Source organism: Spirosoma liriopis, assembly GCF_023196085.1.
GTDB classification, from domain to species: Bacteria; Bacteroidota; Bacteroidia; order Cytophagales; family Spirosomataceae; genus Spirosoma; species Spirosoma oryzicola.
The window spans coordinates 1,804,371-1,820,187 of the sequence record NZ_JALPRF010000001.1; the positions used below are offsets into that span (position 1 = coordinate 1,804,371).

Sequence of the window (15,817 nt, forward strand, 5' to 3'; positions counted from 1 at the left end):
GACTAGAGCCGTGTACTGCCTTGCTACGTGTTTATCCGTAAATACGCTTTGTCTGGCTCAGCGCTCACTAAATTCATCATCAAGCTGGCAGACCGAGCTAAATCAGCGTTACAGCATCCTTCGTCAACAAACACATCGGTTAGCCCGTAAATACAACTGGCCGATTTACAGCGATTATTCCCGTAACCGACGACTTGTCCTTCAGGAGATCGATCCAGCAGGTGAACCGATCTATTACACGTTACACAACGCGGAAGCGGCTAGCGGCACCCGAACTCAATCTCTTTACAAAGGCGGAAGTTTACAGCTAAATTTATCAGGGAGTAGTAGCACCCTAATCGGTAAAGTGGGCTTGTGGGATGGCGGCCAGGCATTGGCATCCCATCAGGAGTTTCCCAGTACGGACGTACCCGGTACAGCTATACTCCAACAAATGGACAAGGCAACGGAGCTGAACGATCATACCACGCATCTGGCCGGAACATTGGTAGCCCGTGGGATCAATCCGCAGGCGAAGGGCATGGCGTACGGGGCTCGACTGTCCATCTGGGATTATAACGACGACCTGATAGAAATAGCCGCAGCCGCTTCGGGACTACTAGTGTCTAATCACGCGTACGGTCCTGTAGCGGGCTGGGTGTATAATCCGTCCAGACCGGGTTCAGACCCGACCCTGAAATGGGAATGGTGGGGCAACACCAGCATCAGTACGACCGAGGATTACCTGTTTGGTTTTTACACAGCCAAAGCCCGCGACTTCGACCGTATTGCGTACAATAATCCTTTCTATCTGATGGTGCGGTCGGCAGATAACAAACGGGCAGAAACTGGCCCACCGACCGGAACTCCGTATTTCCTGAAAAATACTACCGATAAAAGCACGCTGGTTCGAAGCCGAAACAACGCTTACGACGTAATACCAGCCGAAGCAACTGCCAAGAATGTACTGACCGTTGGAGCCGCCGATGTAACCCGAACGGATCAGAACCAACCCGCGTCCATCAGTACGACTTCGTTTAGTGGCTGGGGCCCGACCGACGACGGACGGATCAAGCCCGATCTGTTAGGCATGGGTAGCGATATCTTCTCGACCTTGTCTACGAATTCTTCCGCGTACGGCAATTATACAGGAACATCGATGGCATCGGCTAACGTCACCGGTTCACTGGCGTTGCTACAGGAGCTTTACGCACAACAAAAAGCAGCCATCAATTCACAGTTTGCCAGTCAGTTCATGCGGTCGGCCACGTTGCGCGGCCTGGTCCTGCACACCGCCGACCGCGATAACCCAGCCGCCGGACCCGATTACCGCCAGGGCTGGGGTCTGCTCAACACAGAAGCCGCTGCCCGTGTGATTCTGAACACCAACCAGACACATCTCATTCTGGAAAAGACCCTGGAAGCAGGTGGAACATTCACGCAGCGATTGACGGCACAAGGTACTGATCCGTTAATCATAACGCTGTGCTGGACCGATCCGGAGGGAGCGGCAACCCCTGTTGTTCCGGCTTCGCTGAACAGCCAAACGCCCAAACTTGTTAACGATCTCGACATTCGACTGAGCGATGGCCGAATCACCACCTTACCGTTTGTTCTGGACCCAAACAAGCCAGCGAACTCCGCCACAACCGGCGATAACATGCGCGACAATGTTGAACAGATTTACCTGTCTAACCCCGTACCCGGACAAGTGTATACCCTGACCGTTTCGCATAAGAGTACAATGACGTATGCCGGGCAGCCGTTTTCCGTCATCGTGAGTGGTCTGCGTGGTACTCAGTGCCCCTTTACCGCAACGGTTTCACCGAAAGACGCGACACTTTGTACGGGCGATAGCGTGCTGCTCCACTCCGAAAACAAGACGGGTTTCTCTTACCAGTGGCTATTTAACAACAGTGCGATCAAAAGTGCAATCAGTGCCTCCTATGCTGCTACCCAGGTCGGCTCCTATACACTACGGATAACCGATGCAAGCGGTTGCTCTGTTACGTCTGCGCCGGTCAGTGTGCAGACAAAAGCGCCCCGTGCCTTGATAAGTCCAGCGACGACACAATTGCTCTGCCCCAATGGCCCACCCCTCCAGCTTACGGCAACGAACGCAGTAGACGGCCAAATCGAATGGTTGCGCAACGGAACTGTACTGCCCGACGCCCAATCAAGCACGCTTACCGTCGTAGAACCGGGTCGCTACCAGGTTCGTCTAACGCAGCAAGATTGCCAGTCACTCTCTGATTCTGTTTCCGTACGGCAAAGTACCGTTGGTACAGTCAGTCTAAAACCGGCGGAAACCGAACTCGTTCTGCTGCGAGGAGCTACCGTAACGCTGTATGCGCCCACCGGAACGGACTATCGCTACCAATGGTACCGCGATAACAGTATCCTTGCCAATGCCGCTGATTATCGACTGTCGGTTAGTGAGCAGGGGGTTTATAAAGTGCGGGTAACTCAGCAGAACTGCGTAGGCTGGTCAACCGAACGAACGATTCATTTACCGGTTCTTACAGCGGTATCGCTTCCTACCGATTCGTTGTTTACGGTTTATCCAAATCCGGCGGAGCAAACGCTTACAATTCAGTATGCGTATCCAAACACCAGTGCTGTGACGATAAGCGTGCTGGACATAAACGGGCAGAGCCACTTGTCGCCCGCACTAAGCAAAGCTAGCAATGGGCAGATTGAGACGACATTGACCGTAAGCGATTTACCAGCGGGCGTTTATTACCTGCGCGTTATTGACCGTGATCGAGCACGTATCGTACGGTTCATCAAAAAATGATGCTGCTGATTAGCATGTAATAAGCCATAGGCTACTCAACTGCAACCATTGCTTTGATGACGCCGTTAGCCGGGTCAAGCCAATGTTCGAATTCAGCCTGTACTTCGCCAAAAGCGACCCGGTGCGTAATGTAGGTCGTTGGTTCAACGAGCCCCTGCTTCATACTGGCGATGACATGCTCGAAGTCGGAACGCGTCGCATTGCGACTACTCATCAGAGTGGCTTCCCGTTTATGGAATTCGGGGTGTGAAAAACTGATCTCGCCTTTTTGCAAACCCACCAAGACATAGCGACCACTATGGGCCAAATACGAGAAAGCCGTATTAATGGCTCGTAAACTTCCAGTCGCGTCAATCACAACCGTTGGCATGTCTCCGTTGGTAATGGCGGCTAACTGTTCCGCGACATCGGATGCCTGCGCATTGACGGTATGGGTAACGCCTAATCGTGTTTTACAGAAACGTAACCGATTTTCGTTGATATCCAGCGCAATAACCGTAGCGCCAGCAATCCGGGCGAACTCCATGACACCTAACCCGATGGGTCCGGCACCAACGACCAGCACAAACTCGCCCGGCTGCACATCCGCCCGTCGAATGCCGTGCGCACCAATCGCCAGTGGTTCAACCAATGCCAACTCGTCGTGACTCAATCCCTGACCGTGTACCAACGAATAAGCTGGAACGGAAAGGTATTCGACCATCCCGCCGTCGATGTGAACGCCCGCAACCTGAAGCCGAACGCAGCAATTGGGTTTACCCGACCGGCAAGCGATGCAATACCCACAGTTGAAGTAAGGGATAAACGTAACCGCTTCACCAACCGCAAAATCGGGAGCGCCATCTGCATCGACTAAGTCCCCCGCTAGCTCATGGCCCAAGATTCTGGGATAATTAAAAAAAGGCTGTGTTCCTTCAAAAGCGTGCAAATCGGTACCGCAAATGCCAATCCGTCGGATTTTGACGAGGGCGTTTCCAGTTGATAAAGCCGGTTTCTGCGCTTCTTGGTAAGCAAACTGTCCCGGTGCGGTACACACTAAGGTATTCATGAATCGTTTATGCGGATTTATCAGCAAGATTACTTACTATAAAGTTACCACCCTAAATTTCTTACTTGGGAGAAATCACTTTATACACTTCACTGGCGATTAGCGCTGCTCCTTTGGCGTTGGGATGAATTCCGTCAACAAAGAGACTGTCCTTTCCGACCAGTGGTGTATACAAATCAATCAGTTCAATGTTATTTTCTTTGGCAATGGCGTTCACCAAAGGCATTACTTCATTTCTCAATACGGTCGGATCGACATCAAAGTTGGTATTGAAAGCGGGTGGTGGCACACACATATATATCCTGGGTGAGCTGGATAACTGTTGAAACGACCGAATCAGACTTGTATAGTCGCTCGTAAACTCACTTTTATACCGCCAGTTCTGCTTCTTCGAATCGTTCGTACCAAATTCGATGATCACGATAGATGGTTTCCAATCCAGCGCGTATTGGTATTTTTGGGCACTCCAATAAGGGCTGTCACCTTTCTTCAGCGCGGTTGTACCGCCTACACCATAATTCAGTACTTTGTTGGTGGTTCCTTCGAGTGTTTGAAGCTGAACAGGATAGGTTTGCGCTGTCGGCAGCACATACCCGTCGGTTATGCTAGTTCCAATACAGGCAATTTTTTCAGCCCTGCCCGGCGAATCGCTGTCGCTACATCCTGACAAAAAAAGGGTCAATACGCCTACTATGGTAACTAAGAAGTTATGCTTCATACCTGTCAGGCGCTTACCAGCAAAATCGCTCGCCTATTTTATTGAGAATGAGCCACGAAGATACGATGCTGTGGCGGACAGTCCCTATTCAACCCCAAAACTTGGTTGATACATGTCGATTGGCGGGAAAGCCTGTTCAAAAATCAGGGACATCGTTGCGCGGTTTGAACGTTTCTTGCTTAGCCGAACCGTTTCTTTTTTGGCCGGGAGCACAAACGCGGCACAGGTACTGCACTTCCACCGACCAGCCCCGGTCCACGTTGCCAACAGAAAGGTTGATCTGCGTTCGTGGGGTAATCCAGATGGTATTTCGAACATCGCCCAACAGCGACGCTTTTCCCGGTCCGTACTTTTCTTTAAGCCGCGTTTCAAAATCGGCGGCTGTCGCCATAACGTCGTCTTTGGTGACCGACGCGGTCGTGTAATAGTAGTAGGAAGCTGACAGCAACGAATCGCTGTTAAAATTATATTCGAGGCCGACGGATCGTTCAGCCAATGGCACACCCGTATAAACCAGTTTTTCGCGCTTCACGGAGCTTGGCTTGACCGTTTCGGCTTCCCGAACCTGCTTTGGATTAAACCCCCAACGCACTTTACGAAAATCGGCGGTTTCCTGCGCCCGAAGAATACCGACCGTAAAACTCAGCAACACAATCCACAGAATCCGGTCAAATAAGGAGAATTTCATAAATAGCTCTTTGGGTAGATAACTATGTCCTGACCTTTTTGTCAGATGCTTATCCTCCTTCACAAACGTAAAGTTTTTACATTTTCAAAACGCAGTGTCCCCAACTGACAAGAAACTGTCCCCAATCGGAAAGTCCAAGAACTCCGCTTTATGTACTTTTGAGTCATTTCTAACCAGCTAGTTACTCGATTACCGTATACATGCTGATCCTGTTGCGATTCTTTGTACCACTGCACTGGTTTTACTCGTATTATTTTTACCTTTTACTAAATATGTAGCTACACACAATAGTCTTATTTATCGAAAAACATATAAATTGCTCAACTATCCATCACACCTATAGAGTAATTAACTTGCCATGTCTCTTTCATCGTCCTTTGTTACTGGGGATCAGTTTACAAACCTCATTGATGAATTGAGCCAGCTGCCTATCTATAGCATTGGCCGGAAAGCCGATAACAAAATCGTTATTGCCAATGTAAAAATCAGCGGTCAGCACGCCCGTTTGATTCAGTGCAGCCCCACTAGCTTCGTTATCGAAGACCTGGACAGTAAAAACGGCACCTTTGTTAACGGTGTGCGCATTACCCGAAAAGTTGTCGACGCTACAGACAGCATTCGACTAGCCGACGCGGAGTACACGGTTGATCAATTGCTTAAACGGATCCGTACCGAGCAGGAAAAGCCAGCAATAAGTCCACCGAAGCCGCCAAAGCCAGCTGACGAAACACTAAAAAGTAAGCCAGAACTAGACTTTACGGCGCAGTTTGCCGACTTGCAACAGGTTTACGAACAGTATCCCAAGCTTCGCCGGGATTGCCGCAACCGCGAAAAAATGATTCGCACAGGCAGTGTTATTCTTTCGTCGCTTGTGGGTGTAGGTGCGGTCCTAAGCACGGGCGGTACCGCGCTACCGCTGCTTCATATCATGTCGAGTGCGGGATTGAGCGTGCTGGTCCCTACACTCTGTTCAACGCTTCTGTCGACCGACGAAAAGCTGGAGATCATCGATAAAGAGTACCGGGAAAAGTACCGTTGCCCTAACGCGACCTGCCGCGACCCTTTTGGTACCAGAGAATGGGAACTGCTGGCCCAACAAAAATCCTGTCGGCGTTGTCAGGCCGTTTGGGTGAACTAATTTTTGCTTTTTCCGCTCACCTTTTGCCTACGAACCCTATAAACCCACATCATCAAACATTCATCGTGTCATGACACAATTTTCTGATAAAACCGACCTTCAAACCGACGCTTATCCTATGCCTCAACCGTCTACTTCCGCTAAACCAGGTCTTGACGACAAACAAAAGAAAATCCTGGGCATCTCAGCAGCCGCTATCCTACTCGGCGGAGCAGCATGGGCCATTACTAAAAACCCTGGCACAGAAACCCCGAGCGAACCTCAAGACCAGGCTGAAATTTCAACATTACCTGAGGACATTGATGTGGCGGGGAAAGTGACCGATTCTATGTCCTTCAATCAGGCTTTTGAAACCGCTCGCGATGAAGTAGGTATGGGCGGTTTGTTTAGCTGGCACGGTCGCTGGTATAATACGTTCGACAAAGAAGAATGGAGTAGCCTGTCGCTTGAGCAACGCCAAGAATTCACCGAAATGATCACGCAGGAACATCTGCCCGTTAAACCATATCACAGTCCATCAACCACTGCGGACCCTACTCCTGCAACTTATGTAGAAGCACCCGCCGAACCTACGATTATTGAAGGCCATCTAAACGGTCAGCGGGTGATGGGTCTTGATTTCGATCAGGATGGCATAATTGACACGCTCGTTCTGGAAGGGGAAGATGGCTACACGTACCGCGTGGTCGACGCAACCGGCGATCAGGGACTTGACACGGTGTACCGCTACGATCCACTTGACGGTGAGTTAGTAGGTGCCTCAAAAATAGAGCACCCCTTCATACTGACTAACGACCAGTTCGATCAGGGTCTGGAAGAAAACATGCCCAAAGAAGCCGTTGATTCCGTGCTTGAGCCGGACGATGCTCCAGTCGATGTGCACCAAGCCGATGACGAACAGGACGATGATGATATCGATACGGATACGAATCACTACCTGACTCACTCAGCCGAATCAGACGATACGTATATCAACAATGGTGATGTCCGCGACATGGACGAATAGTAAGCATGAGTGGATTTAAAACAACGCTTATTACCTGTCAGCAGTGCAATCGCCGGATTATGGTCAGAACCGCCGACGCTGAACGGGGATCGATAACCTGCTCGCACGTCGGATGCGGAGCCACCAATACGTTGACAAGCGGATTTTACTACGACGAAAGCCTGTTGAACGGTCTTCCCGGATTCGGGCAGCTAACGTATTTGGGTAGTACGCCAACGACTTTCGCGCTACAATTTGGCCATAACACGATAGGCACGTCCGAGTCCTGCGTCGTTCAGCTTGATCGGTTTATGCATAACGGTCGGTGCTTCATCAGTCGGCGGCACTGTACGCTGACCGTAACGTTCGATAAATGGTCGGGTCAGTTGCGGTATCAGCTTCAGGATGGTGTTCCTGACCCGGTCACGGGAGAGCAGCAGTCGAGCCTCAACGGGACCTTGCTCAACGGAACCCCCTTGCAGAAAACGGAAATTATCGATGTCGCCGACGGCGAAATCATTGCACTAGGTGGTGCTGACCGCTTTCTCCTGAAGCATTTTATGATTAATCCGGTCATGCTGGAGACCTATAAAACGGAGTTGGCCTTCAACCCCGACAGTACTCAATAATTTATGTTTATTCATCCATCGTTACCCCTTGCTTTTTCTCACATTGGTCAACGAACTATCAATCAGGATACGTTGTATCCGGCGGTAGGTTTAGCCAACGAGCAGACGCAGCTTTTTATCGTTTGCGACGGTATGGGAGGAGCGGATAAAGGAGAGATTGCCAGTCAGTTGTTGTGCGAAGCCGTTGCCCGTTATGCCTCATCATTGGATTATCCTGTCTTTGATGCAGTCCATTTAAAAACGGCTCTTGATATGGCCTATCAGGCTTATACCGATTATCTAGGCGAACACCCGTTCGTGAGCCGCATGGGGTCTACGCTGGCATTGCTTCAATTGCATCAGCAGGGCGTTACAGCAGCGCACATTGGCGACAGTCGAATCTATCAAGTGCGTGCTGGAAAGATCGTCTTTCAGACGCAGGACCATAAACAGGTAAACGACATGGTAGAGGCCGGCATTATCACGGCTACGCAGGCACTGACTCATCCGTGGCGAAACCGGCTTAGTCGGGCTGTGGTAGCCAGTTCGGATAAGAAAGAAACGAAATCGGTACCCGACAGCACCGTTCTGACCGATGTTCGGGAAGGCGACTATTTTTTTATGTGTACAGATGGAGCGCTGGAGCGGCTCGACGAATATGCGCTGGAAACGGTGCTGGCGCAGGATATACCGGACATGGCTAAGTTACAGGCCCTGCTCAGTCTATGCGACGGGCACACGAAAGACAACTATTCAGGCTACCTGATTAGCGTTAAACAGGTAACGCAGCAAAAATCCATTTTGGCTTCTATCTTTTCTTAAACGATGCTGGCTTATTTGATGAGTTGTCTGGGTATTTTGCTGGCTGGGCTTGATCCCACCCCACAGCCGCAGACGTACGCCGTTGTAGTTGGTATTTCGGATTACAAAGAGCTGACCAGCCGGAACGGCGATTTACGCTACGCCGACAGAGATGCCCGACAGGTTGTATCGTTTTTACAAAGCCGGTCGGGCGGATCGTTACCAGCTTCGCATATTCGGTTCTTAACGAACCAGCAGGCTACCTACGCGAATATCCGACAGGCGTTGACGCTCTTTAAACAGGCGCAAGCCGGTGATCGCGTTATTTTTTACTTTTCCGGTCATGGCCTGCCTAGCAGCTTCGTTCCCTACGACGTTCGTCTGGACAATCAGCAAGGTTTGTTGACGCATCAGGCTATCAAAGAAGCGTTTCGACAATCCGAAGCAGCCACAAAGTTGTGTATCGCCGACGCCTGTTTGTCGGGTAGTATGACGCAGCAGCAGACGAGCCAGCGAAACCTGCTGAAAACAGTCGGCAGCAGCCTTGGCGATGACACCAATGTGGCCATGATCCTCGCCAGCCGATCTACCCAGAGTGCCGTTGAGACGGGCAGGTTGGCGGGTGGTGCGTTTACCTATTACTTGCTGAAGGGATTGCATGGCCACGCTGATCTCGACAAAAATAAAATTGTAACGATTCGGGAATTGCACGCTTACGTATCGCCCCGAGTCCGGCAGGAAACCCGTGGTCATCAGACCCCTATTTTTTACGGTCGATTTTCGGATGATCTGGGCCTGGCCTATCTCTAAATTCGGCAATGTGCAACAGAACCCAATAGTATGAGTCAACCCTTTACTTCTTTTCAGGACTTTAAACGACGATATCCGATCCGGCCCAATGACGAAGGTGCGTTATTGGGCAGTGGATCGTATGGGCGCGTCATTAAAGTCGAAGATCAGCTCGAAACGGAATGGGTAGCCATTAAGATCAGTGAGTTTAAAGGGAATGACCCGAAATCGTTGAAAGCCGAAGTCGAACTGGCTCAGCGGATCGCCCGTCAGGCCAACATTGCCCGCTACGACGCCTGCTACCGGCTTGAGACGGACACCAGCATCAGCGATTTTGCCATCATGAAGTATTATCAAGATGGTAACCTCGCTGATTTGCTACGTCGCCAGGCATTGACGCCCGTCCAGATTTACGACATCACGAAGGGAATTCTGCTTGGCCTCCAGCACCTGCATCGGCACCGGATTGTCCACCGGGATTTCAAACCGGCCAATATTCTTATCTCGCGTGACAACGCCGGACGATTCATTCCTAAAATAGCGGATTTCGGCCTGAGTAAACTGGTCAGTGATGACGAACTCGACAGCTCTGATTTCGACCTGAGCGACGGACGGGGTACGCCTTCCTACAAAGCGCCCGAACAGATTGAAGGAAGCCGGGTAAGTTTCAACCTGGACTTGTGGGCCTTTGGTGTTATCCTGTACGAGTTGCTCACGGGCGAAAAACCGTTTCAGGCCGACTTACGGAACAGCAGTGAACAGTCGGCGCGACGCGAGATCGAGAAAAAGATTATTACCGTCGATTTACCCGCTCGGGTGAAGCAGATTGAAGAACCGTACCAAACCATGATCAGGCGGTGTCTGGTTCGGGATATTCATGAACGTGTTCGGAAAGAAGATGAACTACTCGACCTTCTCGACAACATTCCGCAGCTACTGGCTGAGGCCCAAAAACGGGCTGATCGGCACGAATACGAGAAGGCAATTCCGCTGTTTGAGCAAATCCTGGCTAAGCGCGAGCATCATACTGCGGCACAGAAGGGTTTGGAATCAGCCAAGCTGGGGGTTAACCGGCAGCAGCTTAAGAAGCTATTGACCGAAGCATCCAACCTGACGGCCCAGCACCGATTTGAACAGGCCAAGACTCTTTATGAGCAGGTATTGCGCCTTTCTCCCGATCTACCAGAGGCTATTGAAGGCTTAACGTTCTGTATTGAACAGCTACGGCCTAAACCCTTGATTGTTCAGGATCCGGAACGCACGGATGTGTACCAGGAAGACGCAACTGATGTTTATGTAGCTCCATCGGTTATCCCGGCTCCGGCTACGACTGTCCCAAAGCAACCGGTTTTAGTCGAAAAAGACATCCCGAAAAAGCCAGTTCTCCCACCGGTTGTTGCCGTTCCCGTGAGTGACGGTATTGTCCAGCAGCCTGCGATTCCAAAGCTTGGCAAACCATTTCCCTGGCGCATAGTCGCCCCAGTGGCTATCGGCCTGGGAGCCGTTGTTATCTACTTTAATGTAAGTTCTGGACCGACAGGTACTTCAAACGTAGCAGGTTCTAAAACGTCAACAGCTACCCTTGCTCCTGCTACACCGAAATCTTCTGCACCAGATCCTAAAACAGAGGCTGGGTCAGCGCCATTGACGTTGAGAGAGAAAAAGAGCGCGCTCAAAGAGCAGGTTGACGAGATTTTTAACGCAGCCCGACGCGCTTTTCAAAAGAAGAATTTTAAACAAACGACTACCCTAACGGCCAGCGCCTTACAGCTTGATCCTACCCGGCAAGATGTTAGCCGGTTGCATAGCATTGCGCTTCAGGAACTTGCTAAATCCGGCGTAGACGCACCAAAAGAAAACGAGAAGCCAACCGCAGTTGCAGCAGCGCCTGTACTTACCTCGGAGTCGCCAAAGCCCGTAGTCGCTGAACCAACTAAAGAATCGGCTAAAGAGACGACAGGTAATGCTAAACAACAAGCGCAGTCCGCCTACGATCAACTCATTGAAGACGGGCGGCAGGCAATTGCGAAGGGTAACAATAAAGCGAAAGCCATAGCTGATTTCAGCAGTGCCCGTGCGTTGGCCAAAGATCATGATCTGAACACGACCAAAGCAGACGAGGCTTACAACACGTACCTGAGTAAAGGCAACAAAATCTTTGACAGCGATGACTTCGACGCGGCCAAAGAATGGTATAAAGTTGCTCAGTCGCTCAAGGAAACACGGGAAGTGCAAAGCAAAATCAAACAGTGCAATAATCAATAATCAACTCTAATGACCAAACCTGTTTACTTACTAGTTTCTTTCTTATTACTAACTGCTCCGATGGTGTCGGCGGTTGCTTTTGACCGGGCTTCCGTGACAACATCAGTAGCCGATGAAGAGTATGACCGTTACAAAAAAAGAGGTGACGATTTTTTTAAGGAAGGGAAATACCAGGAAGCTCGCCGACAGTACCAGAACTGCCTTGAGGTACCCGGCTTTGAAAACGACGCCTACGCCACGAAACAAATCGACGAATGCTCTAAAGCACTAAGCCTGCGTCAACAAGCAACCGAAGCCCTGAAACAAAACAAAAATCAGGAAGCGATTCAGATCCTGAATCAGCTGTTGACACGCAATCCGAGTGATAATATTAGCAGAGAACAATTAGCGGATTACTACGAAGCTCAGGGTAACCAACTGTCCAATCAGAAAAATTATACGGCGGCCCGAGAGATCTACACTCAGGCACTTAAGTACGCTACGACTACGACTCGGCAGGAATCGCTGCGCCTTCAAATTGCAAACACCAGTAATGTTCAGAGACCGGCCAAGAATATTGGCATAAAAGTGTTTACAGGATTGGTTGCCGTTGGCGCGGGTGCTTTTGCAGTGTTGCTGCGGAACGATTACCAAAATAAGCTAAACACGCTGAATCAGATTAGCCAGACGGCTGATCCTACCGGAACGGGAATTATCAGCGACGATGGGCTATACCAGCAATACAACGCGGCTTACGGCGCGGTTGAGTCGGCTCAGAAACGAAATAGCTTATACAAAGCAAGTTTAGGCGTCGCAGCGGTAGCGACCATCGCCGAACTGTATTTGTTGCTGCACAAGCCGAAGAAAGCGCCACGCACAACCGGTTTCCATTGGCAGCCCTCGTCGCAGTCATTGGGTGTAGCGGTTCACTACACATTCTAATCCATAATTATCTAGCTCTATCCAGTTGAACTGACGATACTTTTAATAAAGATGAAAAAAACACTACGTACCTATATAGTCGGTATTCTTATTAGCAGCCTCTGTGGCCTGACACTCTGGTCCTGCGACCCGTGGGAACTTCCTACACGAAAAGAGCGACGCAACTGCATTACCCCTTCAGGCGAACTTGTTACACAAATTCAGCAACTTAAAGTAGATTTTTCGATAAGTAAAAGTGCAGGTACAATTGACCAAGTGATATGGGACTTTGGCGACGGGACGAACGCGACTACTATTGGCACGACTACTAGCCATACCTACGCTAAAACAGGTACGTATACAGCAAAGGCTAAATTAACAAACTCATGTCAGAAAGATATTGGAATTCAGGCCACTGTAAACGTCAATAATGCAGTACAGCCTGCTGTGAGCATACAGCCTGCTACCGATATAACTAGAAGTTCAGCAGCCATACGTATGGCCGTCACATCTACAGGTAACTCTACAATTGTCCGCTACGGTATATGTTATTCAACCACAAACACAAACCCGGAAGTCGGTAAGACTGACGTATCTATACTTGACAAGACAGACGCTGTTTCATTAAATAATCCTGTCTCGTTTGCAATCCCAAATCTTCAGCCAAATACGACATATTACGTGCGAAGCTTTGCTATTAATGAAGCAGGTATAATTAGTTACAGCGATCCCATACAATTTAAGACAGGCTATAATCCTTCCGTTTCCAGCGGTGGTAGTCCAACAGTGGGGTCTACAACAGCGACGGTGGGTTTTATCCTTAATGATGCGGGCAATCCAGCCGCCATTCAGTACGGCGTGCTTTATTCATCGAGCAACAGCACACCTAGTATGGATAATTCAGGGCCGGGCGTAACGGTGAATAATCCAAATGTCGGTGCAAGCACACCCGTCAACTTAACTGATCTGAAACCAAATACGACGTACTACTACCGATCTTACGCAAAATTGCCATCGGGTGAAATTGTTTTAGGACCAGTTAATACATTCACTACGCAGGCAGACGCCGTTGCGAACGGGCTGATAGCCTACCTACCGTTTACAGATAGATCGTTGCTGGACGTTAGTGGTAACAACAATCACGCTAATCTAGTTGACAGCCCTACGTTTACCACTGACCGGAGAGGAAAGTCAAATGCAGCCATCCAACTGGATGGCGTGAATGACTACTTCTACATGGTAGACAACAGCACCCTACTTCTTGACGCGTTCACGATCAGCATATGGATAAGACCTAGCGCCATCAACAACGTTAACAACCGGATGCAGATTTATAACAAATCGCGCTGGAGTGACAGTAATTTCGAGATGTACAGCTCGCTCGTGAAGATTAACGAGAACGGCCCTGGACTTACGTTCATGACTAACATCAAACAAGGTAGCAATTGTGTACCGGCTAAAGGTTGGCAGAGTTTTGAGTTTAGCAGTAATCCCCAGCTCGATGATTGGCACCATCTTGTCTTTACGTACTCGGGAAGATCAAGCCGGATGTATTTCGATAACGTCCTGATGGATCAAAATAATAATCTACCTGCTGCCAGCATGGACCGATGCCCAGGTGGCGAATTAAAGTTCGGCGCTCAGCTTCGGGATTTCCCCAATTACTTCAAAGGGGCAATGGATGAAATTCGAATCTATAACCGTGCGCTCTCCGCTAGCGAAGTACAGACGCTGTACAACCAATAAGCGCAATTTATTTGCACGACTAATTAAGCAATTGACCCTGTCAATACCGACATGAAACGGTATTGACAGGGTCAATTGCTTATTCTTGCTTTTGATATCGAGTGAATTGCCGACCTCAATCGATTAAAAATTTATACAACGCCTAAAATCAAAGACGCCTAATCAGCTTTTTGTCAGCTAATTAGGCGTCTTACTTAGTAGCGGGAGCTGGACTCGAACCAGCGACCTTTGGGTTATGAGCCCAACGAGCTACCAACTGCTCCATCCCGCGATGTTTGGTTTGCAAAAGTACCACACATTTCTTAAAATGCAATACCTTTGTGCAAAAAAATTTTTATTCCTTCACTGAAACGTTTTTTTTCGAGAGAGAGTTGTTTTTAAAGCCGCTGAAAATCAGTTAGCGGGATCACCTACTCATGAATACAGAATTGATTGAAAATTTTCCGGCCGATCATAAGGCCGGCTTCGTCAGTATCGTTGGTAAGCCCAACGTCGGTAAATCAACCCTGATGAACCAACTCGTCGGTGAGCGATTGTCGATTATCACCTCTAAAGCGCAGACCACCCGCCACCGCATTATGGGTATCCTCAACGGAACGCATAATGGTCAGGACTTCCAGCTAGTTTACTCGGATACACCCGGCATTATCAAGCCCCAATACAAACTTCACGAATCGATGATGAGCTTTGTACGCGGCTCCATCGAAGATGCGGACGTGGTTTTGTTTGTAACGGACATTTTCGAACAGCACGACGAAAATGACGTGATCGAACGGCTGCAAAAATCCGAGGTACCCATCCTGCTGTTGATCAACAAGATCGACCAGGCCACCCAGGCGCAGGTTGACGAGAAGATAACCTATTGGCAGGAACACTTCAAGGCTCAGGAAATTATTCCGATTTCGGCGCTTAATGGCTTCAATATTGAGCGTGTCTTCGACGCGATTATCACCCGCCTGCCTCAGCACCCGCCTTATTTCCCGAAAGACGAGCTGACCGATAAACCCGAGCGGTTCTTTGCTTCGGAAATTATTCGCGAAAAGATTTTTCTGAATTACAAGAAAGAAGTTCCTTACAGCAGTGAGGTCGTTGTCATCGGCTTCAAAGAGAAAGATGACATCATTGTCATTCAGGCAGAAATTCTGGTCGAACGCGCTACGCAGCGTGCCATTTTACTCGGCGAAGGTGGGAAAATGATCAAGAAAACGGGGATTATGGCGCGCGAAGAGCTGGAGCGCTTCTTCGGTAAAAAAGTATTTTTAGAACAATTCGTTAAAGTAGAACCCGATTGGCGGCAGAAAGATCGAATGCTTAAGCGGTTAGGTTACGACGAATAGTATCAGAATTGAGGACAG

The 15,817-nt window shown here is 49.4% G+C and carries 13 protein-coding genes, 1 tRNA gene and 1 pseudogene; 11 read left to right on the plus strand and 4 right to left on the minus strand.

What is annotated here, in order from left to right:
• The first annotated feature begins 10 nt into the window (after window positions 1–10).
• Window positions 11–2,776 carry a S8 family peptidase gene (locus M0L20_RS07455; RefSeq protein WP_248476317.1) on the plus strand — a complete coding sequence of 922 codons (2,766 nt, stop codon included), beginning with the start codon at window positions 11–13 and terminating at the stop codon, window positions 2,774–2,776.
• 31 nt (window positions 2,777–2,807) lie between these two features.
• Here M0L20_RS07455 and M0L20_RS07460 read toward each other — a convergent pair whose 3' ends face one another.
• The 3 genes from M0L20_RS07460 to M0L20_RS07470 all read right to left on the minus strand — a co-directional run bounded on the left by M0L20_RS07460 (window position 2,808) and on the right by M0L20_RS07470 (window position 5,230).
• Complete coding sequence (locus tag M0L20_RS07460; protein ID WP_232560229.1) at window positions 2,808–3,824, minus strand: zinc-binding alcohol dehydrogenase family protein; 1,017 nt, start codon at window positions 3,822–3,824, stop codon at window positions 2,808–2,810.
• A 61-nt stretch (window positions 3,825–3,885) separates the two neighbouring features.
• Complete coding sequence (locus M0L20_RS07465; protein ID WP_248476318.1) at window positions 3,886–4,542, minus strand: GDSL-type esterase/lipase family protein; 657 nt, start codon at window positions 4,540–4,542, stop codon at window positions 3,886–3,888.
• 136 nt (window positions 4,543–4,678) lie between these two features.
• Window positions 4,679–5,230, minus strand: coding sequence for a hypothetical protein (locus M0L20_RS07470; RefSeq protein WP_248476319.1), 552 nt, complete (start codon window positions 5,228–5,230; stop codon window positions 4,679–4,681).
• A gap of 358 nt (window positions 5,231–5,588) precedes the next feature.
• On the opposite strand from M0L20_RS07470, the gene M0L20_RS07475 reads away from it, so the two are divergent.
• The 9 genes and pseudogenes from M0L20_RS07475 (at window position 5,589) to M0L20_RS30310 (ending at window position 14,462) form a co-directional block, all read left to right on the plus strand.
• On the plus strand, window positions 5,589–6,368 hold the full coding sequence (locus M0L20_RS07475; RefSeq protein ID WP_248476320.1) for an FHA domain-containing protein: 780 nt from the start codon (window positions 5,589–5,591) through the stop codon (window positions 6,366–6,368).
• Between the two features lie 70 nt (window positions 6,369–6,438).
• Window positions 6,439–7,374 (plus strand): hypothetical protein, encoded by a 936-nt coding sequence (locus tag M0L20_RS07480; protein WP_248476321.1) that lies wholly within the window; start codon window positions 6,439–6,441, stop codon window positions 7,372–7,374.
• A gap of 5 nt (window positions 7,375–7,379) precedes the next feature.
• Window positions 7,380–7,982: an FHA domain-containing protein gene (locus M0L20_RS07485; RefSeq protein ID WP_248476322.1), complete on the plus strand. Its 603-nt coding sequence runs from the start codon at window positions 7,380–7,382 to the stop codon at window positions 7,980–7,982.
• A 3-nt stretch (window positions 7,983–7,985) separates the two neighbouring features.
• Window positions 7,986–8,783 carry a PP2C family protein-serine/threonine phosphatase gene (locus M0L20_RS07490; protein WP_248476323.1) on the plus strand — a complete coding sequence of 266 codons (798 nt, stop codon included), beginning with the start codon at window positions 7,986–7,988 and terminating at the stop codon, window positions 8,781–8,783.
• 3 nt (window positions 8,784–8,786) lie between these two features.
• Window positions 8,787–9,572, plus strand: coding sequence for a caspase family protein (locus M0L20_RS07495; protein ID WP_248476324.1), 786 nt, complete (start codon window positions 8,787–8,789; stop codon window positions 9,570–9,572).
• A 30-nt stretch (window positions 9,573–9,602) separates the two neighbouring features.
• Window positions 9,603–11,816, plus strand: coding sequence for a serine/threonine-protein kinase (locus M0L20_RS07500; protein WP_248476325.1), 2,214 nt, complete (start codon window positions 9,603–9,605; stop codon window positions 11,814–11,816).
• A gap of 9 nt (window positions 11,817–11,825) precedes the next feature.
• Window positions 11,826–12,737, plus strand: a complete 912-nt coding sequence (locus M0L20_RS07505; RefSeq protein WP_248476326.1) for a tetratricopeptide repeat protein — start codon at window positions 11,826–11,828, stop codon at window positions 12,735–12,737.
• 51 nt (window positions 12,738–12,788) lie between these two features.
• Window positions 12,789–13,445, plus strand: a pseudogene (locus tag M0L20_RS30305) (PKD domain-containing protein); the annotation flags it as partial.
• 78 nt (window positions 13,446–13,523) lie between these two features.
• Window positions 13,524–14,462, plus strand: coding sequence for a LamG-like jellyroll fold domain-containing protein (locus M0L20_RS30310; RefSeq protein ID WP_248476626.1), 939 nt, complete (start codon window positions 13,524–13,526; stop codon window positions 14,460–14,462).
• Between the two features lie 198 nt (window positions 14,463–14,660).
• On the opposite strand, the gene M0L20_RS07520 is transcribed toward M0L20_RS30310, so the two are convergent.
• Window positions 14,661–14,733 (minus strand) — tRNA-Met (locus M0L20_RS07520).
• A 145-nt stretch (window positions 14,734–14,878) separates the two neighbouring features.
• On the opposite strand from M0L20_RS07520, the gene era reads away from it, so the two are divergent.
• Window positions 14,879–15,799 (plus strand): GTPase Era, encoded by a 921-nt coding sequence (era, locus tag M0L20_RS07525; RefSeq protein ID WP_248476327.1) that lies wholly within the window; start codon window positions 14,879–14,881, stop codon window positions 15,797–15,799.
• Window positions 15,800–15,817 lie beyond the last annotated feature (18 nt).